This is a genomic window from Pseudoalteromonas sp. NFXS53, assembly GCF_056629255.1.
This window is the reverse complement of the sequence record NZ_JBWVBR010000011.1, coordinates 139,451-161,113: the sequence shown is the minus strand read 5'-3', so window position 1 is coordinate 161,113 and position 21,663 is coordinate 139,451. Positions and strand designations below refer to the sequence as shown.

The following is a 21,663-nucleotide window of genomic DNA, read 5'->3' as shown; positions in this document are numbered from 1 at the left end:
TCTCAATCAATTCACCCCATTATTGATGAAAACTCAGTGGGAATAATGAGTAGCTGTGCCAACAGCCCTGAGATGAAGGCAATGAATTTAGCCCATAACCTAACAGCAAAAGCAAACATTCAAGTTGAGGCGAATGATAAAGTTGTAATAGACGAAAATTTTAAAGGCACTTTTCAATACATAAGAATAATAGGAGCAAACTTTGAAGCTTCTTTAAGCTCTTTTGGTATTGGCGGAACTGTCGAGTATGTCGACAAAACAAAAAACGTGATTACTGATTTTACTTATAAATCTGAATACTATGGCCAAGGTAAAAAGAACCAAGTTGTTTTTGATCTAAAGCTAATTGACGGTTGGGTTGAGGTCTCAACAAATGAAAGAGCAACATCAATTGGGGGATACCCGTTAGGTATTCTCAGATCAAGTGGTGGTAAAAATGGTATTTTAAACGCAAATTCGTTTTCAAAATGCTTAGCAGAAGCCATTGATAAAACCTTTGCAAAAACAGTTTCTAGCCCAACAGGAAACAAATATTCAACCCCGGATGGTTCTGGTTATAAAGGGCCTAGTTTAAATCACTTTCCTTTAAGTGGAGGGGGCGATGGAGGCTCGTTTTGTAAACACACTTATTACGATTTAAATGGTAATGAATTGTTTTCTTTTGAGGGCCCATGTCCTGGCGACTAAAAGAATCAACTTATATTGCCAGAGTTATATAGTTACTCTGGCAATATTTACTCTAAGTTTTAAGCTCTAGGATGATGTTCTTGATGCAGCGATTTCAACCTTTCGCTCGCTACATGGGTATAAATTTGTGTCGTCGATAAGTCGCTGTGGCCCAGCATCATTTGCACGACTCGTAAGTCAGCACCATGATTCAACAAATGTGTTGCAAAGGCATGACGTAACGTATGTGGCGATAATGGCGACGTTATGTTTGCCAAAATAGCATAGTGTTTGATTCTATGCCAAAAAGTTTGACGAGTCATACCTATCCCACGTTTTGATGGGAAAACAAAGTCAGTGGCATGCTTAATCATTAAAGCACGACCCTGCTGTATAAATAGCTCTATCCAGTGCTGCGCTTCTTCTCCCATCGGCACCATGCGCTCTTTACCACCTTTACCACGCACTAACACCACAGCTTGGCGCAAATTAATTTGCTCCATACGTAAACCCACCAGCTCAGTGACACGTAAACCTGTTGCATATAAGAGCTCTAACATGGCTTTGTCTCTAAGCCCCATAGGGTCTTCAACATTAGGCGCATCAAGTAAGGCTTCAACTTCGTTTTCAGTCAGCGTTTTCGGGATTGCCTGACCAGTCTTTGGTAATGCGATATTGACCATAGGTGATGCTGAAATTTTTTGCGCTTTCACCCAGTGTAAATAAAAACGCTTTAATGCACTGATCGCTCTGGCAGTACTCCGAGGCTTTAAACCCAAATCGACTCGGTGTGCCAAGTACTGTTCGACATCTTGCTGCGTCACTTCAAGTAGACTTTCTCTACCTTGCTCTGCTCTCATAAAGGCATCGCACTTTTCTAAATCGGTGCGATAAGCAGCTAAGGTATTTTCACTCAAGCCATGCTCAAGAAAAAGCACATCGATAAATGCTTCTATCACATCTTCTTGCTCGGTTATGTCATTTTCAAAATCTGCTAAATCGCTCACTGGTCGCCTGTATCAATTTAAAGTGTCATCAGGTAAAATTTGCCCCATCATATCAGCCTTATAAGAAGTGATAAACCGCATGCAAATTGGCTTATTCTATGGTTCTACCACCTGTTACACCGAAATGGCCGCTGAAAAAATTCAAGACATCATCGGCAAAGACACCCTGTCTATGTTCAACATTAAAGATGTGAACTTAAAAGACGCTGAAAATTTCGATTTTTTAATCTTCGGTATTTCGACATGGGACTTTGGTGAACTACAAGAAGATTGGGAATCAATCTGGGACGATATTGAAAACGTCGACCTAGCAGGTAAAACCATCGCGCTATTCGGTATGGGCGATCAGCAAGGTTACGGCCAATGGTTCCAAGACGCCCTTGGCATGCTGCACGATAAAATCGCACCACAAGGTGTGACCTTTTTAGGCTACTGGCCAAATAACGATGAATATGAGTTTGAAGCCTCAAAAGCACTCACCGAAGATAAGTCGCACTTTGTTGGCTTGGCTTTAGATGAAGACAGCCAGTACGAAAAAAGTGAAGAACGCATTGCTACTTGGGTTGAGCAAGTACTTACTGAGTATAGTGAGACGTTATAAGCTAAAAGCTAAAAGCTAAAAAAGTGTAGATGAAGCCGCATTATTTATCGCGGCTTTTTGTTACGTGAATTTCAGGCATAAAAAAACCTAACCAAACGGTTAGGGTTATATAAAAAGTGCTAGCAGTGTGCGGGCTCTTAACCTGTATTAGCGCCACCTGCGCGGCGCCCAAGTTAATTTCAATAAATAGTAAAATAAATAACCCGACGTACAGGCGGTGCTACCGAAGTTTTAAAGTGCGATGCTTTCAACAAATTTCAGGCATAAAAAAACCCTAACCAAACGGTTAGGGTTATATAAAAAGTGGTACCAGTGGGCGGACTTGAACCGCCACGCCCGAAGGCAACGGATTTTGAATCCGTCATGTCTACCAATTCCATCACACTGGCATAATTTTTCTTTGATCTTCTAACCAAGAGAAAATAAAGAAAAACCACTTTGAGCTCAGGCTTTTTTTCTGTGCCTTCATCTCTGTGCAAAACACTATACAAACATCCCCTAGTGGGAGCAAGCAATTTTTTTATTGCTCCATTTAACTGCTGATATTTTAATCGCTTAACTTTTATAAACAGCAGTTTCGCCATTTTCACTGGCTTTGTGTAAAATAGCTGCATTATTTTCTTATTTAAGTGTTGGCTAAGATGTCTGAATTTCCTCGCGCTGGATTAATGCGCCGACTTGCTTCTTTAATGTATGACGGTTTAGTCGTGATCGCGTTTGCTATGCTAACTACCGTGGCTTACCTACTCATTATTCAGGGCTTTATTTCGTTAGGTATGATTTCGTTAGGCAATCATGAAGATGTATCTGCACTGATTCAATCCACCCCTCTGCTATACGGCCTTCGCAGTGTATTGTTAGTTTTAGTCAGTATGGTTTTCTTCAGCTATTTTTGGACTAAAAGCGGTCAAACCATTGGTATGCGAGCTTGGCGTTTAAAAGTTCAAACTCCCGACGGTCAATTACTATCTTGGCCGAAAGCCATGGCACGTAGCTTATTCGCATTATTAGGCTTAGGTAATTTACTGGTACTGGTCGACTTTAAACAAAAGCGTGCGCTACAAGATATGATCTGTGGCACAGAAGTATTGTTACTGAGCAAAGAAGAAAACAAGCGAGTCTATAACAGCTTAGATTAGAACTAAAAACGAAAGAAACAAAAAAGGCTTCAAATCTGAAGCCTTTTTCAATATTAAGCTAAAGTAATGCAGTTGCTTAACTACCTTTAACTTGTAAGTTAAGAAACTCTGCTAACTTTTCAGGCTGCTGAGCTAAGCCCGCCAATTCCATTGCAAGTTGCGATACCGCTTTGTTTTCATTTAGTTGCATTGAAATATTTAAGCTATTTAAGCCATTTACAAAGTTCATTAATTCAGACTTTGAATCTTCAGCAAGCGGCAGCATGTCTACTTGCATCTGTGCTTGCTGTACAAACGTCAGTTTATCTAATTGAACCGCAGACAGTTGCTTCTCAACAACCGCATCAAACTGACCTTTGTTATTGAAAGTAAAGTTGAATGATTGCGGTTGCAGCTCTTGCATTGCCATCATCATTTTACTTTGAAGTTGAAGCTCTTGCTCCATGGTCAGTGGGCTTTGCGATTGTAATTTTTGCGACTCAAGCGACACTTCCATCAGTGACTTTGAGTTACCTAATGAGAAGGCCATATCCATAGAGGCAACTTCACCAGCAACAAAGCCAATGTCGAAGTCGCTCTTACCGCTGGCTTCGTCATACTTTAAGCTTGAAGTGATGTCATAGCTTGCATTTAATAACTCTGAAGGTGCTGTTTGCTGTGCTTGCTCAATAAGAGGCTGCGCTAAACGCAAACCTTGTAAGTCCATTGATGTGTATGGGCTAATCTTGTCAGTTTCATAGCCTTCAATGATGATTTGGTTAATCACTGCAAGGTCTTCACCTTCAGGGCCTTTAAACTGAATGTCTTTCAGACTAACTTCTTGGCTAAGCAATGAGTAATTTGCTTCTTTGTAATCAACAGAAAAACCAGATGTTTCTTCAAAAACAGAGATCTGCTTAGCAATCTCGTTATTTAGTTTTTCATTGGCTTTGTATTGAGTTACACCGTAACCCGCTGCTATTGTGCCAATAACAGCAATCGCGATAAGCGGTTTTTTCATGTTTTAACTTCCTGATTAAAATAACGCGTCCAGGGCTTCGCTTAGACTGTTCACGCCTATAACTTCCATCCCTTCAATAAGCTCCTTCGGCTTATTGGCATTGGGTACAATAGCACGTTTAAAACCATGTTTCGCGGCTTCTCTTAATCTTTCTTGACCACTAGGTACAGGGCGAATTTCGCCACCCAGTCCAACTTCGCCAAAAACAACCAGTTGTCTATCGAGTGAGAAGTTCTTAAAACTCGATACCAGCGCGGTGATCAAAGCCAAGTCGGCACTGGTTTCAGATACCTTTACCCCGCCAACTACATTCACAAACACATCCTGATCTGAAACTTGCAAACCACCATGGCGGTGCAATACGGCCAATAACATCGCTAAACGATTTTGCTCTAAACCAACGGTAACACGACGCGGGTTTGCTAGCTGGGAATAGTCAACCAAAGCCTGTACTTCAACAAGTAGCGGGCGTGTGCCCTCCCAAATGACCATAACCAAAGAACCCGGCGTTTGCTCTTCACCCCGATTCAAGAAAATAGCAGACGGGTTAGATACTTCTTTTAGACCTTGCCCTGTCATGGCAAACACGCCTAATTCATTCACTGCACCAAAACGGTTTTTATTACCGCGTAATGTTCTAAAGCGGCTATCACTACTGCCTTCTAATAAAATAGAACAATCAATACAGTGTTCTAATACTTTGGGGCCCGCTAAAGTGCCGTCTTTGGTTACGTGACCAACCATAATAATGGCCACTTGGTTCTGCTTCGCAAAACGCGTCAAGTAAGCGGCACTTTCTCGCACTTGTGAGACACTGCCCGGCGCCGATTGCACATCGCTCATATGCATCACCTGAATTGAGTCAATCACCATAATGCTCGGCTTTTCTTGTAAAGCCAGTTGGCAGATTGTCTCAACATTGGTTTCCGCCAGGGTTTTCAATTTATTGGTGGGTAATCCCAAACGGTGAGCACGCATGGCAACTTGTTGCAGTGATTCTTCACCTGTGACGTATAAAGTATTCATCGACTCGGCAAGTAAACACATGGTTTGCAGTAAAACGGTACTTTTACCAGCGCCCGGTGAGCCACCGATCAAAATCGCACTGCCGGGCACAACACCGCCACCAAGCACACGATCGAATTCTTTAAAGCCGGTAGAAAAACGCGGTAAACTCTCAAGGTTTACTTCATCAAGTGTCTGTACCTTAGCATCAACCATGCCCGCATAACCTGCCATCGCTGAGCTACGAGGTGCTGACTTAACACTGGGCACCCTAAACTCAGTGACAGTATTCCAAGCCTTACATTCTGAGCACTGCCCTTGCCATCTGGCAAATTCGGCACCACACTCACTACATACAAATGCTGTTTTTTTCTTTCCCATACTAAGGCACACTTTTTGCTTTAAAATTTGCGGAGTAAAATTATATTCAGTTTTGCCATATAAATCTGGCACTTTACTAATTTTATGCTCAAGAATAAGTTAACTATGTTCAATTATTGTCATAGTATTAACTAAGTAATCTAAAAGAAAAATTAATACCTAAGTTGGCAACTCGGCAACTCCTAAGGTACGCAAAATGGTTTTATATGGCTGAAGATAAGCTGCAACAATATCAATCTTTGATAGAAGAACTCAAGCAACAGTTAGGCTCGCCTGGCTTTGATGGGCTCTTTGCGCAAAAAACAGCCCACCTGTCTAAGCCAGATCAGTTTTTGATCAAAATGGAAATGTCTCGCTTATCTCAACCTATCGCACGATTTATCGATTTACGCGGGCAGGTTTCTGGTGAAGTAAAACCTTATATTCATGATGGTAAGCAGCACTTTATGGACGATTTAGCCATCGCAGTGTTTGAGCAAGAAATTGCCAAGCATGGGCAATACACGCTGGCTGTCTATGAAGCTGTCATGAATACAGATAATAACTTTAGGGTCATGCAAAAGCGCGCACAACAGCAAGCGCAAGATGATGCTGACACACCAATGCCCACACTCACACATGGGGCAAAGTTAATCAAATTCGCTTCTTATGAAAGTCGTATTGAAGAGCGAATGAACTATTCAATTAAGATAACGGTTGAAGTATCTAAGAATAATATTATTTCTGCCAATACATCTGATATTTCACTAAGCGGTGCGAAGATCAAAGTGCACCCGAAAGCTGTTTTTGAGAAAGGCCAATTACTGAGCATTCGATTAGTAGGACTTGAACAAGATTTTGAACTTGGTCTTAAAGGCGGTATTCAATACGAAGTCGTTGCCGTTGAGCCGGTAAACCAAGAATATCAATTTGTACGCTTAAAGCGAACATTTGTTGAGAACAATCAGGGCTTTGATGAATTCTTAAATAGCTTCATACACGGTAACAAGCGCCGTTATAAAATCAATTTAGATAACACCATGGATGCGGTTGTGTGCAAAGGCTATGAGCAATACTATTTGCCACGAGTCAGCTCATTATTTGTATTTCTTAGCAGGGTGAATGACAAACTCACACTCCCTTCAATGGTACTGACCAACGAAAATAATGCTTTCATTCATTATTACTTTGAAGATGAAAGAAAAAAATCGTGTTTGTATAGTATTTTTAACCAAAAGCGATTGGCCTATTTAAATAGCCTTCATAGCCCAGTAAAAGAAGCGGTTCTATATACTTTTACGCACTCAAACGGCGGTAAAATTTACTATTATTCGGCCTTTGATTTCGAATTAAAGCAAGAGCCTAGTCTTAATCCATTGTTCTTTGGATTTGGCGCACAAAAAGACAGCTGGCGCGCTTTTAAAGTACAGATCATGCCAAGCTTCCATGAAGATGCTTTTATTCCGCTGTCACTTCCTGCCAGTGCCGGAAAGTCGCTCGAAAAATTGAATAAAAGGCCAACACCTCGCGTACAAGGCTTTATTCAAGACGTACAAAATCTGATGCTACTGACTGATATTACAGATCCGCGTCGCACCGCAGAATACAAAAAGCATCAATATGATGCTGGGCAAGTCAATTTACTCAAACACTTTGGTCATGGTAAGTCACCCACTCCGCCAGCACTGGAAGTTATAGCACTAGAATATGTGAATCTGCGCGCGCATAAACGCTATCTCTATAAAACGGGCACTATTTTTCATGCAGACAGCCAAACTGTAATCGAAGGTCACACCCGTGACTTGTCTGTTATGGGCCTTCAGGTTGAACTTCATTCGCCAACTGATGCAAAAAAAGGTGACTTGGTTTACATCGACTTGCCAGAATTACAGAAAATCACCAAGAAACATGATTTAAAACACTTACGCTATCAAGTCATGGCGGTCAGTAAATCAAAAACGATCATTAATTTAAAGGTACATAAGGTATCTGAAAATAAGCACCCTGCTATTGAGTTTTTTACGCAACTCATTGATAAAAATAAGAGCAAGCTGCAAGCCTGTGAGGAGACGCCAAAGATCCCTGGGTTATCGACAGCACTGCGTAATATGATCACCAAGAGTGTGTGCCAGTTTCCTTTATACTTACATAAAGAGTCAGCGCACTTTAACATTGGTGCTGTAGGCCGAGGCCTTTACTCTACCAAGTTGCACAAAGTTTTAGAGCACTTTAACCAAAGCGGTGATGAGCAAATAGAAATCGCGCCGGTTTTTCCTGCCAATTTTATTGAAGATGAACTTTCCGAAGCGCTGCGTAAACAAACAAGACAAGACAAGCCGCTCAAATACACACTATTTATGCGCTTTGATCCAGACAAGAAAACTCTAACTGACGCCGTCAAAAGCCAAATTTTGAGGGATGAAGACTCACTTGATAGCCTTTTTTTATTTATCAAAAAAGCACTCAGAAAAGAGATCTTATTTGTATTCCAACTACAGGTATCAAAAACAGGTCGCCCAGATACCGACTACTTAGCAAATGAACTGAAATATGTAAGCCATTATGCACTTCACAAGGCAAAAGATTTAGAAGAGTCATTATGGAATGTGGCAGGAGTCTGCGACCTTATCGATATTACCGATGAAGTGATCCCAACACTTGATGTTGAAGGTAACTTAATCGAAAAAATGGTAGAAAAAAAGCGACTTTGGTTTGAGTCGCTTCCTATGTAATTATTGCTCGCTGTCTGAGTAAGACGTTTTAAGCAACGCCACCAAACAGTGTAAGCAAGGCTATCAATGCCAAATAAAACAAAATATTACGCTTAACCAAACGCATCATACAGGTTGCTTCGTAAGTACAGCCCGCGTATTGCTGTTCGATTTGCTCTGCAGCAAGCGCTGTACTGGTCACTACTTTACGGTTCGGGGTTTTAAAATCTAACGCATATTTCAGCCAACAACCTGTGCCCTTCGAAAAGTTACCAATGATCAGATAACCAAAGCTGGTAATGCGCGCCGGTAACCAGTTCAACCAATACAGCATGTCGGCTAATACGCTACTGCGCGCAGTCAGTACACTTTGTTCACTTTGCTGAGCTTGGTCGAATAAGCTGCGCGTCACAGCATACATCACTGCGCCTGGGGCTCCGAACACAACAAACCAAAAAATTACCGCACAGTAATGTCTAAAGTTGACCCAAGCTAGCGTTTGACCCACCCATTCACCGCCTTGTTGATCTTCAGTACGGTGTTGCCCTAACTGAAGTGCATATAACGTTGCCCCTTCACTGTCACCTCGCGTAAGCGCATTCAAATAGCCCTTATACAAAGCGCGTGGTTTAGCACAGCCAAAACAGACAAGTAATAATAGCGCATTTAATGCCAACTCAAAGAGGAAGAAGTCGGCAAAGTCCATCACAAAATACACACCTAAAGCAGGTAATAAAACCCATAGCGCAAATGCAAATGGCGATTTTAATAATGAATTATTCTGTAATAGTGACTGACTCATATTGAGGTAGCCTTTACTATAATGATCAATCTGCCAATGTGCATCTCTGGCACCCAGCCGTTCAATGGCCAGCGCTAAAATTATTGAGATCAAAATCATAATTTACTCATTCACTTAACAACTTAAAAAATTTTTGCCAATCAAAAGCTTCTCCAGGATCTGTCTTTCGACCTGGTGCAATATCACAATGCCCAACGATGTGTTCTGGAGTAATGTCAGGATACAGCTGCATGATGTAACGTGTGCACGCAGTCAAAGCGACATATTGCGCATCGGTATAAGCCGTTGTATCTGTGCCTTCTAATTCAATACCAATGCTAAAATCATTACACCTTTGTCGACCTTTAAACTCCGACACACCAGCATGCCATGCTCGCTTATTAAATGGCACATACTGCAGCACTTGCCCATCTCGTCTAATAAAGCAGTGCGCTGACACTTTTAACCCTTCTAAATCGGTAAAGCTAGGGTGTGCTGCACAATCTATATTACCAATAAATAGCGCATCTACATGTTTAGTACCAAATTCCCCCGCGGGCAGAGAAATATTATGAACCACCAGCAAGTTGACATCTTGCTCATTGGGTCTCTCATCAAAAAAAGTACAAGGCCTTTGCGTCACCCTAAAGCTTGAATTTGGCAAGCAAAACTCTGTGTGTTTCACGGTTAAAACCATTTGCTTCAATAATAAGCTAACCTTAACAAGCTTTACGAAATTTCACTAGCGCGATTGTCTTAAACTCTTGGAAGCAGTAAAATTTAGTTCTCGCACAATGCAATTAGACAACATAAGTGACGCTTAGTATGCAAAACCAACTTCTTACGCCTGCTCTTATCAGTGAATTAGTCACACAAGCTTTAAATGAAGATCTTAACTTTCAATCGGCTGCCGATGGTGATATCACAGCGCAGTTAATACCTGAAGCGCAGCAAGCCAACGCTTATGTGATCACGCGTGAAGACTGTGTATTCTGTGGTAAAGACCTAATTTTAGAGGTATTTAAACAGGTTGATGCAAGCGTTAAAGTTGAAGTGCTCGTCAATGATGGTGATTTTGTTGCAGCGAATAGCCAGCTCTTTACTGCTAAAGGCTCAGCCCGTGCCATCTTAACAGCTGAGCGTACCGCGCTAAACTTTGTACAAACGCTTTCAGGCACCGCAACCACCACAGCTCATTATGTAAAAGCTTTGGCAAACAGTAATACTCAACTCCTTGATACACGTAAAACTGTGCCGGGTCTTCGAGCATTGCAAAAATATGCCGTGGCATGTGGTGGCGGTAAAAACCACCGTATTGGTTTATTCGATGCGTTTTTAATTAAAGAAAACCACATTGCAGCCTGTGGCGGTATTGCAGCCGCAGTTAAACAAGCCAAATTAAATCACCCAGCCAAACCAGTTGAAGTCGAAGTTGAAAACCTAGACGAGCTACAGCAAGCCATTGAAGCTGGTAGCGACATCATCATGCTAGATAATTTTAGCGTGCCACAAATTCAACAAGCCGTAGAAGTGACAGCACAGCGCGCTAAACTTGAAGTGTCGGGTAATATGACCATAGAAATCTTAGCCGAATACGCGCAAGCAGGTGTCGACTACATTTCAAGTGGTGCACTGACTAAAAATGTACAGAGTATTGACCTATCAATGCGCTTCAATAACACGCAAGTGTAATTGGCTGTAATCTAAGATAAGTGCATAAATGTTGACAATTGATTTTAAAGAGAATTTAATGAGCGGGTTTTGATATGCTGGTAACAAATTATTAATTTTTTCCTTGAGATATAAATTAATATAGAACATTGTCAGTATTAAATAATTAGCTCCAGCTCTTAAAATAAGAATTAATTCTTATTTACTCTTGTTAATATCAAGTTTAACAATTAGAGTATTAAAAAATTATGTTTGCCGTTTATTTAAATACAAGATTGCCGATAACCTAATATTGGTGATTTTAATTAGATAAAAAATCTAAACTTTAATTGAGATGGTGGTAATGCGTTAAGCCTTAAAGAAACAGGTAAAACGTACGCTAACAACCCATGTATGGCACATTGTTTTAGATATTGTTTCAAACAATCAACAGCCATCATAGTGGGAGCCCCATTAAATGAGTTAGCACTATAAATTTGCAATACAATGGGTGTAAACTTTATCCATTGATACAAACTTTATAACTATTTAATAACCTAGCTTACCACGGTGAGTTAGCATTTTTCCTTTAGGAGACACATCATGACGCAAAATCAAAAGGGTTTCACCCTAATCGAACTAATGATTGTAGTTGCAATCATCGGTATTCTAGCTGCAATCGCATTGCCGGCTTATCAAGATTATACGACTCGCTCTAAAGTAAGCGAAGTTATTTTAGCTGCTTCTTCTTGCAAAACTGCCGTATCTGAAGCATCTCAAGTTGGTCTTAGCAAGGAAGCAGCAAATGGCTTTGGTTGTGAAGATGCGACTGGTCCGGTATCACAGTATGTGCAATCTATTCAAACAACTGCTCTTGGTGCAATCACTGTAAAGGCGAGAGGTATTCCTGCACTTGTAGAAGGTGCTTCTAATTTCGATTCTATTACATTCACACCATACAAAGACGCTGCGGGCGCTGCGGCATTTGAAGCTGGTGATTTTAATGGTGCGAATGCAGTAAGAGCGTGGAAATGTACTTCAGCTGCAGAGAATGGCATCAAACCAGAATACCTACCTGCAAGCTGTCGTTAATTATAACGAAGTTACTTAAAGGGCTGTTCATACAGCCCTTTTTGGTTATTTATGAAAAAAGACAAAGATACCGCAGATAAACTCGACACCTTCGTTTGGACTGGTTTAAGCGCCCGAGGCAAAAAGCTCGAAGGCGAAATGACTGGTACCAGTATTGCCCTTGTTAAAGCCCAGCTTCGTAAACAAGGTATTACCCCTTCTAAAGTAAAACGCAAACCTAAACCTTTATTTGGTATAGGCGCCGGTGGTCAAAAGATTACCGCCAAAGACATTGCGATTTTCACCCGACAAATTGCCACTATGTTGACTGCAGGCGTACCGCTTATTCAGTCTTTAGAAATGATTTCATCTGGGGCAAAAAACAAAAGTTTAAGTAAACTCATTGGCAGTATTGCCGATGAGGTAAAAGCCGGTCAGCCGCTGGCTAAATCACTTCGCGCTTACCCCCGATATTTCGACGAGCTCTATTGCGACCTTATTCACTCAGGTGAACAGTCTGGTGCCCTTGATAAAATTTTTGACCGTGTCGCTGTTTATAAAGAAAAAGCCGAAGCACTAAAATCAAAAATTAAAAAAGCCATGTTCTACCCTATTGCGGTAGTGGTTGTGGCTCTAATTGTGACCTCGATTCTGCTTATTTTTGTGGTACCGCAGTTCCAAGATATCTTCAGCAGTTTTGGCGCTGAACTCCCTGCCTTTACTTTATTCGTGATTGGTATATCAGAGTTTATGCAAGAGGCCTGGTGGGTGTTCTTATTAGTTATCGGGGTGAGTATATACTCGTATAAAGAGGCCTTGATCCGCTCATCTGCGGTTCGCCATTTCAATGACCGCTTGGTATTACAATTACCCGTTGTTGGTATGATTTTACACAAGGCCGCTGTAGCGCGTTACGCACGTACTCTCTCTACCACATTTGCAGCGGGTGTGCCGCTCGTTGATGCATTAGACTCAGCCGCTGGCGCATCGGGTAATGTGATCTATAAAAATGCCATCGTCGAAATCAAGGCCGAAGTGAGTTCAGGTAACCAAATGAACTGGGCGATGCGTAATTCAAAACTCTTTCCTGATATGGTGGTACAAATGGTCTCCATAGGTGAAGAGTCTGGCTCACTCGATGGCATGTTAGAAAAAGTAGCCAATATTTACGAACAAGAAGTCGATGATGCCGTTGATGGTTTATCTAGCCTTTTAGAGCCGTTAATTATGAGTGTGCTTGCTGTACTTGTTGGTGGCCTTATTATTGCCATGTACTTACCTATCTTCCAACTGGGCTCTGTGGTTTAAGCCCAGTTTTCTACCTTTTAGAAAGTGACGTTTTAATGCAAGAAGTAGTTTATTTAATGCAGAGCCAGCAGTGGTTTTTTCTTTTGACCGTTGGTTTAGTTAGCCTGTGTATTGGTAGTTTTTTAAATGTGGTGATTTACCGCCTGCCAATCATGATGCAACGAGAGTGGCAGCAAGAGTGCCGCATATCACTGGCCGATGAACTGGCAAACTCTAGCAAGCAAACAGTATCAAGCAACGACACTTTCAACCTGATTAAACCTAATTCGACTTGCCCACACTGCAAAACTCCAATTAAAGCCTGGCATAATATTCCATTATTGGGCTGGCTGATGTTAAAAGGCAAATGCGCCAGTTGCTCAGCAAAAATATCTGTTCGTTATCCGCTAGTAGAACTCGGCACTGCCATTGCCTCTCTTTGGATTGCATTGCAGTTTGGCGCAACTGAACTTGGCTTGCTTTATATTTTTATTACTTGGGTACTCGTGGCGCTTATTTTTATTGATATCGACCACATGCTATTGCCCGATCAACTCACGCTGCCTTTGGTCTGGCTGGCGTTAATTGCCAGTGTCATGGGCTATACCATTGCCCCGAGCGAAGCCATTGTCGGTGCAGCAGTGGGCTACCTAAGTTTATGGACAGTATTTTGGGCATTTAAGCTACTCACAGGCAAAGAAGGCATGGGGTATGGTGATTTTAAGCTGTTAGCTATTTTTGGCGCACTATTAGGTTGGCAGGCTATCTTGACCATAGTTTTACTCTCAAGTGTTGTGGGCGCCATCATTGGCAGCATTCAATTAGCTGTGCAGGGTAAAGAACACAGCACGCCTATTCCATTTGGCCCATATTTGGCCATCGCGGGTTGGCTCACGATGCTCTATGGCACCGAGATTCAAACTTGGTACTTTTCTCTATTAGGCTGATTCAGCCCGTTTTTCAGGTAAACAAGTATGAGTAACTGGATTTTAGGACTAACAGGGGGCATAGGCGCAGGTAAAACTCTTGTCTCTAATCACCTTGCTTCTCTGGGTATTGAAATTGTTGATGCCGATATCATTGCCCGAGATGTCGTAGCAATTGGCAGTGATGGTCTAAACGCCATCGAGCAGCACTTTGGCAAAACTATTTTATTAGACGATGGTTCTCTCAATAGAGCTAAGCTCCGTGAAATTATTTTTGCCGATTCAGAGCAGAAAAACTGGTTGAATAACTTGATGCATCCACTTATCCGTCAAAATATCACAGCACAACTTGATGCTGCTACAAGCCCTTATGTGGTCTTGAGTGCGCCACTATTATTTGAAAACAAACTCGATGCGCTCTGCGACCACACTTTGCTGGTTGATGTCCCTGTCGAGGTGCAACTTACTCGTACAGCAAACAGGGATTCAGTCAGCACTGAGCAAGTAAAGAACATTATTGCCGCACAAATGTCACGAGAAGATAAGCAACAAAAGGCCGATTCAGTTCTTGATAATCATCGAGAAATTAGTTCAGTCCTTATAGACGTTGAAGAGTTACACCACGCTTTTTTACAACAAGCTGAAATAAGTAAATAGCTTAATTGGTCTTTATTATTCGGCAGCTCGTACTGAGCATTCATTAATCACAAAAGTAATACTTTGAGTTCGGTCTATTTTTTGCTTTGATATTTTTTGCTAAGCTAAACTAAGTTCAAGTCGTCATAGAGGCATTATGGAACATCACTCTCCCCTTTTACGGAAATTTATTACACTCGGTCGTGTAACCGCAGAGCAATTAAAATTAAAGCAGGCCGAAGCACAGTCAACGGCAGAGCTTATCTGTTTGTGTAGTGGGATGACAGGTCAAGAGCTGGCTGAACAATGCCTAGACCTCTTTAGAGTGCCAATGTTTGACCTAAGTGATTTTGACGTTGAGCAGCTACCAAAAGAGCTTATTAAAGAAAAGCTGATCCGCCAGCACCATTTACTACCTTTGGTAAAAAAAGGTCGCAAGCTGTATATCGCCACCTCAGATCCCACTGATTATGGTGCATTTGAAAACTTCGAGTTTAGCACTGGCTTACAATGTGAAGTGGTGGTGGTTGATTACAAACAGTTAGAGCAAAAGATAGATCAACTATTCGACGCCAATGGTGGCATTTCCATGAGTGAGGATGACTTTAAAGAGTTCTCAGGCATGGATGTTGAAGACACTCAACAGCAGCAAGATACCAACGATGAAAAAGACAAAGATGATGCCCCTATCATTGTCTACATCAATAAGATTTTAATGGATGCCATTAAAAAAGGCGCGTCAGATTTACACTTTGAGCCTTACGAACATAAATACCGTATTCGCTTTCGTATCGATGGCATGTTACATGAAATGGCAAGCCCACCAACCAGTTTATCAACGCGTTTGTCAGCACGTATCAAGGTTATGTCACGCTTGGACATCGCCGAAAAGCGCAAACCACAAGATGGCCGTATTAAATTAAAGATCTCAGATCGTAAAAGCATCGATTTTCGTGTCAGCACCCTACCCACTTTATGGGGTGAGAAAATCGTAATGCGTATTCTAGACTCATCAAGCGCCATGTTAGGCATTGATGTGCTAGGTTACGAGCCTGAGCAAAAAGCACTCTACATGGATGCATTGGCGCAGCCACAAGGCATGATCTTAGTAACTGGTCCAACGGGCTCAGGTAAAACAGTATCACTTTATACGGGTTTAAATATTCTCAATAAACCAGAGCGCAATATCAGTACTGCGGAAGATCCGGTTGAAATTAACCTCGAAGGGATCAACCAAGTTCAGATCAACCCAAAAGCAGAGATGACCTTTGCCAATGCGCTCAAAGCCTTCTTACGTCAAGATCCTGATGTGGTGATGGTTGGTGAGATCCGTGACTTAGAAACCGCGGAGATCTCTATTAAGGCAGCTCAAACAGGTCACTTGGTAATGAGTACACTTCACACCAACTCAGCACCTGAAACGCTAACCCGCCTATTGAATATGGGTGTACCCGCTTATAACGTAGCAAGCTCTATTAGCTTGATCATCGCACAGCGTCTAGCGCGCCGTTTATGTCCAAAATGTAAAACACCTGAAACCTTGCCTGAAGAAGAGCTCAATCGCCAAGGTTTTGTCAAAGCGGGGATCAACGACATAACGCTATACAAAGCCAATGGCTGCGATCACTGTACCGAAGGTTACAAAGGCCGTGTTGGTGTATATGAAGTGGTTAAAATCACGCCTGAAATCGCACAAGTTATTATGGAAGGTGGTAACTCGATTCAAATCGCTGAAATGGCAGCAAAAGCAGGGTTCGCCAATTTACGTATTTCGGGTCTGAAAAAAGCCGCTGCAGGCGTCACTTCTCTTGCCGAAATAAACCGAGTCACCAGTTTCTAAACTCTAGATACTCAAACCTAGGTGCGAGTATCAGGTAGCAAACCGCATTAGTTTTAATTACACTGTGGCCAAACCAAGTCAATAGAGAATGATGATGGCCACAGTTGTAAAATGCCCGACTTGCCAAGCCGATGTCGTATGGGGTGAGCAAAGCCCACACCGTCCTTTTTGTTCAAAGCGTTGTCAGTTAATTGATTTAGGCGAATGGTCTGAAGAAAATAACAAGATATCCAGCAAGATATCTGCAAACGAAGAGCTCGATGAGCAAGCCAGACAAGATATGATTGAAGACATTGAAGCCATGCTGGCTAAAAACGATGACTTCTTTCAATAACATCTTTCTATAACTCGCAAAAAAGCTTGAAAGAATGTGAAAAAGGCGACTACCTTATATTGATAGTCGCCTTTTTTATGTTGAAGAGGTTTTGCAAATGCCTGTTAGTCGCGGTGGCGACGCTGCTTGTTTTTACGCTTTTCACGCATATCAGTTAGTTTTTCTCTTTGCTCTACGGTCAGTAGCTGCCAAATCTGATGACGGCTTTTTAGGTGAGCTAACACTTTTTCTGAACGCTCAGCTTTAATGTCTGACATCAAAGCTTTTGCTTTATCTTCATCAAAGCTTTCAGCTTCGACTAAAGCGCGAAACGCTTCACGATTTTCTTTACGCTCTAGCTTTCTATCTTTTTTATCCGCTTTTAATTCTGTAATAATCGACTTGATTTGTGCTTGCTGATCGACCGTCAAATCCAGTGCTGCCACTGCGCGCTTAGAAAGTAGAAAGTCTCCGCGATGCTCCGAATGACCTTTAGCGTTGGCCGTCAGCGACACTAAAATACTGCCTGATAAAACGATGGCGCTTAATAAAGTTGATAATTTCATAATAATTTCTCTCTCGGGTTAACTTGCTTACAAGTCTAATCACTGCAATGCAAAGTAACGCAAGCGAACGTAAAGAGTGTGTAAAGTTCTGCAATACAATGTGATTATCAGTACACTAGAGATAAGAAGTACAATGCTGTCAGGTCCATTATGAGCCAATTATTACTAATAGAAGACGATATTGAATTAAGTAATTTACTTTGCGAATACCTGCAAAGTCAGAATCATACTGTCAGCCAAGCGTTTGATGGAGAAACGGGTTTAGCAATGGCTAAAGCAGATAACTTCGACGTCATTTTACTTGATATCATGCTGCCAAAACTCGACGGCTTCGAAGTGCTCAAGCAGTTACGCCAGACTCACCTGACTCCCGTGATCATGTTGACCGCCAAAGGCGATGATTTTGATCGCATATTTGGACTTGAGTTAGGTGCCGATGATTACATTTCCAAGCCTTTCAATCACAGAGAACTATTGGCTCGCATCAATGCTATTACCCGCCGTGTCGAGTTTGTAAAGCAAGCTGAAATCGCTGAGGTCATCGAGCACAATCGCGTTTCTCTGAACATGGCTGCACGAACCGTGCACGTCAACAAAACGCAACTGACACTTACTGGGACTGAGTTCGCCGTGTTGCAACTACTTATGGCTCAAGTCGGTAAAGTAGTTACCAAAGAAACAATTAGCCAAGAAGTGCTGGGCCGTCGGTTAGCCCCATTTGATCGCTCTATCGACATGCATGTTAGTAACTTACGCAAAAAGATCGCGCAGCATAGCGATGCGAATTGTATTCAGACCATGCGAGGCAGCGGTTATGTCTTTTTGGCTCAGTAAAACCAACTTTAAACAAGTCCTGAGTAGCCGGCTATTTTATAAAGCATTCGCAGGATTCTGGCTGACCATCGTTTGTATCTTTTTATTATTGGTTTTATTCACCCGCCTGCAAGGGGAGCTGTTAGATAATGACCCGCTTCATGGCAGACAGTTAGACAGCCTTAATCATTTGAAACGTAATATTGTTAGGCTGGTTGAAGATCACAATAAAACGCTACAACAAGCCGTGGATCACCCGCGTTTATCTCGCCACAGTATGATTTTGTTGGTGCATGACAATATCGATAAAACCATTGCGACCGGAAATAACGACCGTAATTTAAACTTATCGGTATTAAACGATCTTGGCGATGAGAACGTGCCGAGCCAAATTAGAACTGAGCGCTATGTTGCTTACGGGCCTGTTGATATATCCCTTAACCAAGAAGCATATCGTTTATATCAAATTAAGCCTCTGCGCAGACCTATGCTTTTCCATTCCATCCGCATGCTACCTGTGTGGATGAAATTACTCGCAGTATTTATTCCTTCTGTGATCTTGAGCATCTTCTTAACCATTTATTTAATTACACCATTGAATACGCTCAGTCGCAGTGCAAGGCGCCTTGCGCAAGGCGAGCTTAATGTACGTGCTCCATCTGAGTCCCAACGCAAAGATGAAGTCGGTCAGCTTATTCATGACTTTAATTTTATGGCCGATAAGCTCACTCACAGCATACAAGCACATAAACAGTTACTGGCCGATGTGTCTCATGAGTTACGCACGCCGCTGACGCGTTTAAATCTCGCTAACGCCATGGCACAAGATAGCGCCGGAGATGCAACGCAAAGCTATTTAGCCCGCATAGAAAAAGAGTCTCAATGCTTAGATAAAATGCTCGCTGATGTACTGACTTTGTCACGCTTAGAATATGCTGATCATCAACTTAATATTGAACCAATCTCACTCTCTAGCTTGTTACAAGAGTTACTTCAAAATGCCAAATTTGAAGCGCAACAACACAATAAGACACTATTGAATAGTGCGATCCCTGATATAGAACTAAGCTGTGATGCTATCTTGTTAACCTCTGCAATTGAAAATATCACCAGAAACGCCATCAAATATGCAGACGCTTGTATTGAATTTGACATCATGCAACAAGCCGGTGAGCTAGTAATCCTAATTAAAGATGACGGGCAAGGCGTTGATGAAGCGGCATTGACTGAACTTGGTAATGCGTTTTATCGCACCGATAGTGCTCGGGCTCGACAATCTGGTGGGATTGGTTTAGGTTTAGCCATTGCTAAGCGGGCACTGTTCGCCCACCAAGGTGATATTCACTTTACTAACCACCAGCCACATGGGTTAACGGTCACAATTACATTACCACTATGACGTTTTACAGCTATTCAGACCAACTTAACGACAATATTGAGATTATCGAGCAGCATTGGCAATCGGGTACACATAGCCAATTTGCCGGTAAAAATGGCAATTTGTTTTATACCATTCATCAGCCTGAGCACATTGATTATGCGGTGGTGCTGATTTCTGGCCGCATTGAAGCAAGTCATAAATATAGAGAGTTAATCTGGGAGCTCAATCAGAACAATATTGCCGTGTACTGCTGTGACCATATTGGTCAAGGGCAGTCTGCGCGTCTCACGGCTGATCAACAGTTAGGATATATTGAGCAATTTGAAGACTTTGCTGATGATTTAAATCTGTTCATTGAAAGCATCGTAAAACCTCAAATCAGTAGCGATTATTTTTTGTTAGCGCACTCTATGGGCGGCGCGATTTGCTGTGATTATATGGCGAGATACCCGGTAAACGTACAAGGTGCCTTTATATGTGCGCCTATGCTGGGTATAAACACCGCACCTTTCCCAAGCAAAGTCGCACTTTGGGTAGCGCGTTCAGCATGTCGTCTAGGTTTTTCACAGCGTTATGCGTTTGGCCAAGCTAGCTATGCAGAAAAGCCCTTTTCTGATAATGAATTGACCAATAGCGCTGAAAGATATACGCATTTTAGAGCACTTTATGCAAATCAAGCCCACCTTCAATTAGGTGGAGTAAGCTTTGCGTGGTTACAAGCGGCACTCAATTGGACTTTTTTATTGCCTGAACTTCTAAACCCTACGCCTATCCATATTGCACTTGCAGAGCAAGACAGTATTGTTGATAACCTAGCAACAAAAAAGTGGGCGCAACAACAAAAAAACATCGGTATTTCTGAATTTCCAATGGCGAAACACGAGCTGCTAAATGAAATTGATTCTATTCGTCACCCACTGATGCAGCAGTTTTATGGGTTTTGTGATTCACACCGCTCATTTAAGGAAACCGGATCTTGATGCACCATAATATCTATATGCTCGCCAAATACAGCGCGAATTTTTTCGCAAACTTCAGCTGAAATAGCATGTGCTTGCTGCAAGCTTAGCTGCTTATCAAGCTCGATATGAAACTGTACAAATTTAAGTTTACCGCTTTGTCGTGTTCTTAAATCATGAACCCCTTGTACGTTGGGGTGTTTTGAAATAATAGAAACCAGGCGGACTTTTTCTTCGTCAGATATTTCTTTATCCATTAGATGATTGGCACTTTCTTTGGCGATTTCCCAGCAGTTAAATAACAGATAGAACGCCACCCCAATGGCAAACACAGAATCAGCGAATAAATAACCTATTGATGCTAAGTAAATACCCACTAGCACCGCAGCGTTTAATAATAGGTCTCCTTTGTAATGCAGTGAATCTGCTTTTACGGCAATAGACTCAGTATGCTTCACCACATATTGCTGAACCGCCACGACCAATAATGTGCACAGTATTGCGAAACCACTGACCCAAACGCCCAACATGGAGTGAGGTAAAGGAACGGGATTAATTAAACGCTCAATACCATGAAATGCCAAAAAGCAAGCCGAGCCGGAAATAAACGCGGCTTGACCTAGTCCTGCGAGCGCTTCAGCTTTTCCATGGCCGAAGCGGTGATCGTCATCAGCGGGTCTGAGCGCGTAGCTTAAAACCAAAAAGCTCATCATTGATGCCGAAATATCTAACAAGGAGTCTGTAAGCGAACCCAGCATAGCCGCGCTTCCAGATGCTAACCAAGCCCAAGCCTTTGCCGCTATCATGATACTCACGACTGCCATAGTAAATAGACTTGAAAAACGTACTAGCACATCGTACTGACGCGTCATATGTTCACTCCTTAATTGGTTCTCATTAGGTATAGACACCTAAATGACTTATTGCTCAGTATACTTTTCGGTATACTTA

21 protein-coding genes and 1 tRNA gene are annotated in these 21,663 nt (G+C 42.0%); 14 read left to right on the top strand and 8 right to left on the bottom strand.

The window, feature by feature from the left end:
• Window positions 1-687, top strand: a 687-nt coding sequence (locus AC1HJP_RS13320; RefSeq protein WP_480362236.1) for a hypothetical protein, incomplete at its 5' end; no start/stop codon positions are given.
• Window positions 688-746: 59 nt separating this feature from the next.
• Here AC1HJP_RS13320 and xerD read toward each other — a convergent pair.
• The gene (xerD, locus tag AC1HJP_RS13315; RefSeq protein WP_480362235.1) at window positions 747-1,673 is read right to left on the bottom strand and encodes a site-specific tyrosine recombinase XerD; all 927 of its coding nucleotides are present in this window, start codon (window positions 1,671-1,673) and stop codon (window positions 747-749) included.
• 79 nt (window positions 1,674-1,752) lie between these two features.
• On the opposite strand from xerD, the gene fldB reads away from it, so the two are divergent.
• Window positions 1,753-2,274 carry a flavodoxin FldB gene (fldB, locus tag AC1HJP_RS13310; protein WP_058028865.1) on the top strand — a complete coding sequence of 174 codons (522 nt, stop codon included), beginning with the start codon at window positions 1,753-1,755 and terminating at the stop codon, window positions 2,272-2,274.
• A gap of 304 nt (window positions 2,275-2,578) precedes the next feature.
• On the opposite strand, the gene AC1HJP_RS13305 is transcribed toward fldB, so the two are convergent.
• Window positions 2,579-2,663, bottom strand: a tRNA-Leu gene (locus AC1HJP_RS13305).
• Window positions 2,664-2,915: 252 nt separating this feature from the next.
• On the opposite strand from AC1HJP_RS13305, the gene AC1HJP_RS13300 reads away from it, so the two are divergent.
• Complete coding sequence (locus AC1HJP_RS13300; RefSeq protein WP_480362234.1) at window positions 2,916-3,413, top strand: RDD family protein; 498 nt, start codon at window positions 2,916-2,918, stop codon at window positions 3,411-3,413.
• A gap of 76 nt (window positions 3,414-3,489) precedes the next feature.
• Here AC1HJP_RS13300 and AC1HJP_RS13295 read toward each other — a convergent pair whose 3' ends face one another.
• Entirely contained in the window at window positions 3,490-4,413 is a 924-nt protein-coding gene (locus AC1HJP_RS13295; RefSeq protein ID WP_480362233.1) for a hypothetical protein, read from the bottom strand.
• A gap of 15 nt (window positions 4,414-4,428) precedes the next feature.
• Window positions 4,429-5,799 carry a DNA repair protein RadA gene (radA, locus tag AC1HJP_RS13290; protein WP_138479877.1) on the bottom strand — a complete coding sequence of 457 codons (1,371 nt, stop codon included), beginning with the start codon at window positions 5,797-5,799 and terminating at the stop codon, window positions 4,429-4,431.
• Between the two features lie 206 nt (window positions 5,800-6,005).
• Between radA and AC1HJP_RS13285 the strand changes: the two genes are divergently transcribed.
• Entirely contained in the window at window positions 6,006-8,510 is a 2,505-nt protein-coding gene (locus AC1HJP_RS13285; RefSeq protein WP_480362232.1) for a PilZ domain-containing protein, read from the top strand.
• A gap of 28 nt (window positions 8,511-8,538) precedes the next feature.
• Here the strand turns inward: AC1HJP_RS13285 and ampE are convergent, their stop codons facing one another.
• Together ampE and ampD are read right to left on the bottom strand one after the other, a co-directional pair.
• Complete coding sequence (ampE, locus tag AC1HJP_RS13280) at window positions 8,539-9,390, bottom strand: beta-lactamase regulator AmpE (RefSeq protein ID WP_480362231.1); 852 nt, start codon at window positions 9,388-9,390, stop codon at window positions 8,539-8,541.
• Between the two features lie 7 nt (window positions 9,391-9,397).
• Window positions 9,398-9,967 (bottom strand): 1,6-anhydro-N-acetylmuramyl-L-alanine amidase AmpD, encoded by a 570-nt coding sequence (gene ampD / locus AC1HJP_RS13275; RefSeq protein ID WP_480362242.1) that lies wholly within the window; start codon window positions 9,965-9,967, stop codon window positions 9,398-9,400.
• A gap of 128 nt (window positions 9,968-10,095) precedes the next feature.
• On the opposite strand from ampD, the gene nadC reads away from it, so the two are divergent.
• The 7 genes from nadC to yacG all read left to right on the top strand — a co-directional run bounded on the left by nadC (window position 10,096) and on the right by yacG (window position 17,014).
• Window positions 10,096-10,962 carry a carboxylating nicotinate-nucleotide diphosphorylase gene (nadC, locus tag AC1HJP_RS13270; RefSeq protein ID WP_480362230.1) on the top strand — a complete coding sequence of 289 codons (867 nt, stop codon included), beginning with the start codon at window positions 10,096-10,098 and terminating at the stop codon, window positions 10,960-10,962.
• Between the two features lie 561 nt (window positions 10,963-11,523).
• Window positions 11,524-12,012 carry a pilin gene (locus AC1HJP_RS13265; RefSeq protein WP_480362229.1) on the top strand — a complete coding sequence of 163 codons (489 nt, stop codon included), beginning with the start codon at window positions 11,524-11,526 and terminating at the stop codon, window positions 12,010-12,012.
• Window positions 12,013-12,063: 51 nt separating this feature from the next.
• On the top strand, window positions 12,064-13,299 hold the full coding sequence (locus AC1HJP_RS13260; protein WP_480362228.1) for a type II secretion system F family protein: 1,236 nt from the start codon (window positions 12,064-12,066) through the stop codon (window positions 13,297-13,299).
• A gap of 35 nt (window positions 13,300-13,334) precedes the next feature.
• The gene (locus AC1HJP_RS13255; protein ID WP_480362227.1) at window positions 13,335-14,225 is read left to right on the top strand and encodes a prepilin peptidase; all 891 of its coding nucleotides are present in this window, start codon (window positions 13,335-13,337) and stop codon (window positions 14,223-14,225) included.
• Window positions 14,226-14,252: 27 nt separating this feature from the next.
• Window positions 14,253-14,861, top strand: coding sequence for a dephospho-CoA kinase (coaE, locus tag AC1HJP_RS13250; RefSeq protein WP_480362226.1), 609 nt, complete (start codon window positions 14,253-14,255; stop codon window positions 14,859-14,861).
• A 136-nt stretch (window positions 14,862-14,997) separates the two neighbouring features.
• On the top strand, window positions 14,998-16,680 hold the full coding sequence (gene pilB, locus AC1HJP_RS13245) for a type IV-A pilus assembly ATPase PilB (RefSeq protein ID WP_480362225.1): 1,683 nt from the start codon (window positions 14,998-15,000) through the stop codon (window positions 16,678-16,680).
• Between the two features lie 94 nt (window positions 16,681-16,774).
• A complete protein-coding gene (gene yacG / locus AC1HJP_RS13240) occupies window positions 16,775-17,014 on the top strand; it encodes a DNA gyrase inhibitor YacG (protein ID WP_480362241.1) in 240 nt (79 codons plus the stop codon).
• 104 nt (window positions 17,015-17,118) lie between these two features.
• On the opposite strand, the gene AC1HJP_RS13235 is transcribed toward yacG, so the two are convergent.
• Window positions 17,119-17,559, bottom strand: a complete 441-nt coding sequence (locus AC1HJP_RS13235; RefSeq protein ID WP_480362224.1) for a Spy/CpxP family protein refolding chaperone — start codon at window positions 17,557-17,559, stop codon at window positions 17,119-17,121.
• Between the two features lie 150 nt (window positions 17,560-17,709).
• Between AC1HJP_RS13235 and AC1HJP_RS13230 the strand changes: the two genes are divergently transcribed.
• From AC1HJP_RS13230 to AC1HJP_RS13220, 3 genes are read left to right on the top strand one after another with little or no spacing between them, the layout of a single operon-like run.
• Entirely contained in the window at window positions 17,710-18,393 is a 684-nt protein-coding gene (locus tag AC1HJP_RS13230) for a response regulator (RefSeq protein ID WP_480362223.1), read from the top strand.
• Entirely contained in the window at window positions 18,374-19,771 is a 1,398-nt protein-coding gene (locus AC1HJP_RS13225; RefSeq protein WP_480362222.1) for an ATP-binding protein, read from the top strand. The genes AC1HJP_RS13230 and AC1HJP_RS13225 overlap by 20 nt, the downstream gene beginning before the upstream one ends.
• Complete coding sequence (locus AC1HJP_RS13220; protein WP_480362221.1) at window positions 19,768-20,733, top strand: alpha/beta fold hydrolase; 966 nt, start codon at window positions 19,768-19,770, stop codon at window positions 20,731-20,733. The genes AC1HJP_RS13225 and AC1HJP_RS13220 overlap by 4 nt, the downstream gene beginning before the upstream one ends.
• Here the strand turns inward: AC1HJP_RS13220 and AC1HJP_RS13215 are convergent.
• Entirely contained in the window at window positions 20,685-21,584 is a 900-nt protein-coding gene (locus AC1HJP_RS13215) for a cation diffusion facilitator family transporter (protein ID WP_480362220.1), read from the bottom strand. The genes AC1HJP_RS13220 and AC1HJP_RS13215 overlap by 49 nt on opposite strands.
• Between the last annotated feature and the right edge of the window lie 79 nt (window positions 21,585-21,663).

Coding starts and splice junctions, on each gene's coding strand:
- radA (WP_138479877.1), bottom strand. CDS start 5,799: ATGGGAAAGAAAAAAACAGCATTTGTATGTAGTGAGTGTGGTGCCGAA.
- AC1HJP_RS13300 (WP_480362234.1), top strand. CDS start 2,916: ATGTCTGAATTTCCTCGCGCTGGATTAATGCGCCGACTTGCTTCTTTA.
- AC1HJP_RS13260 (WP_480362228.1), top strand. CDS start 12,064: ATGAAAAAAGACAAAGATACCGCAGATAAACTCGACACCTTCGTTTGG.
- AC1HJP_RS13285 (WP_480362232.1), top strand. CDS start 6,006: ATGGCTGAAGATAAGCTGCAACAATATCAATCTTTGATAGAAGAACTC.
- AC1HJP_RS13265 (WP_480362229.1), top strand. CDS start 11,524: ATGACGCAAAATCAAAAGGGTTTCACCCTAATCGAACTAATGATTGTA.
- coaE (WP_480362226.1), top strand. CDS start 14,253: ATGAGTAACTGGATTTTAGGACTAACAGGGGGCATAGGCGCAGGTAAA.
- AC1HJP_RS13255 (WP_480362227.1), top strand. CDS start 13,335: ATGCAAGAAGTAGTTTATTTAATGCAGAGCCAGCAGTGGTTTTTTCTT.
- pilB (WP_480362225.1), top strand. CDS start 14,998: ATGGAACATCACTCTCCCCTTTTACGGAAATTTATTACACTCGGTCGT.
- AC1HJP_RS13235 (WP_480362224.1), bottom strand. CDS start 17,559: ATGAAATTATCAACTTTATTAAGCGCCATCGTTTTATCAGGCAGTATT.
- yacG (WP_480362241.1), top strand. CDS start 16,775: ATGGCCACAGTTGTAAAATGCCCGACTTGCCAAGCCGATGTCGTATGG.
- AC1HJP_RS13215 (WP_480362220.1), bottom strand. CDS start 21,584: ATGACGCGTCAGTACGATGTGCTAGTACGTTTTTCAAGTCTATTTACT.
- AC1HJP_RS13220 (WP_480362221.1), top strand. CDS start 19,768: ATGACGTTTTACAGCTATTCAGACCAACTTAACGACAATATTGAGATT.
- AC1HJP_RS13225 (WP_480362222.1), top strand. CDS start 18,374: ATGTCTTTTTGGCTCAGTAAAACCAACTTTAAACAAGTCCTGAGTAGC.
- AC1HJP_RS13230 (WP_480362223.1), top strand. CDS start 17,710: ATGAGCCAATTATTACTAATAGAAGACGATATTGAATTAAGTAATTTA.
- AC1HJP_RS13295 (WP_480362233.1), bottom strand. CDS start 4,413: ATGAAAAAACCGCTTATCGCGATTGCTGTTATTGGCACAATAGCAGCG.
- nadC (WP_480362230.1), top strand. CDS start 10,096: ATGCAAAACCAACTTCTTACGCCTGCTCTTATCAGTGAATTAGTCACA.
- ampE (WP_480362231.1), bottom strand. CDS start 9,390: ATGATTTTGATCTCAATAATTTTAGCGCTGGCCATTGAACGGCTGGGT.
- ampD (WP_480362242.1), bottom strand. CDS start 9,967: ATGGTTTTAACCGTGAAACACACAGAGTTTTGCTTGCCAAATTCAAGC.
- fldB (WP_058028865.1), top strand. CDS start 1,753: ATGCAAATTGGCTTATTCTATGGTTCTACCACCTGTTACACCGAAATG.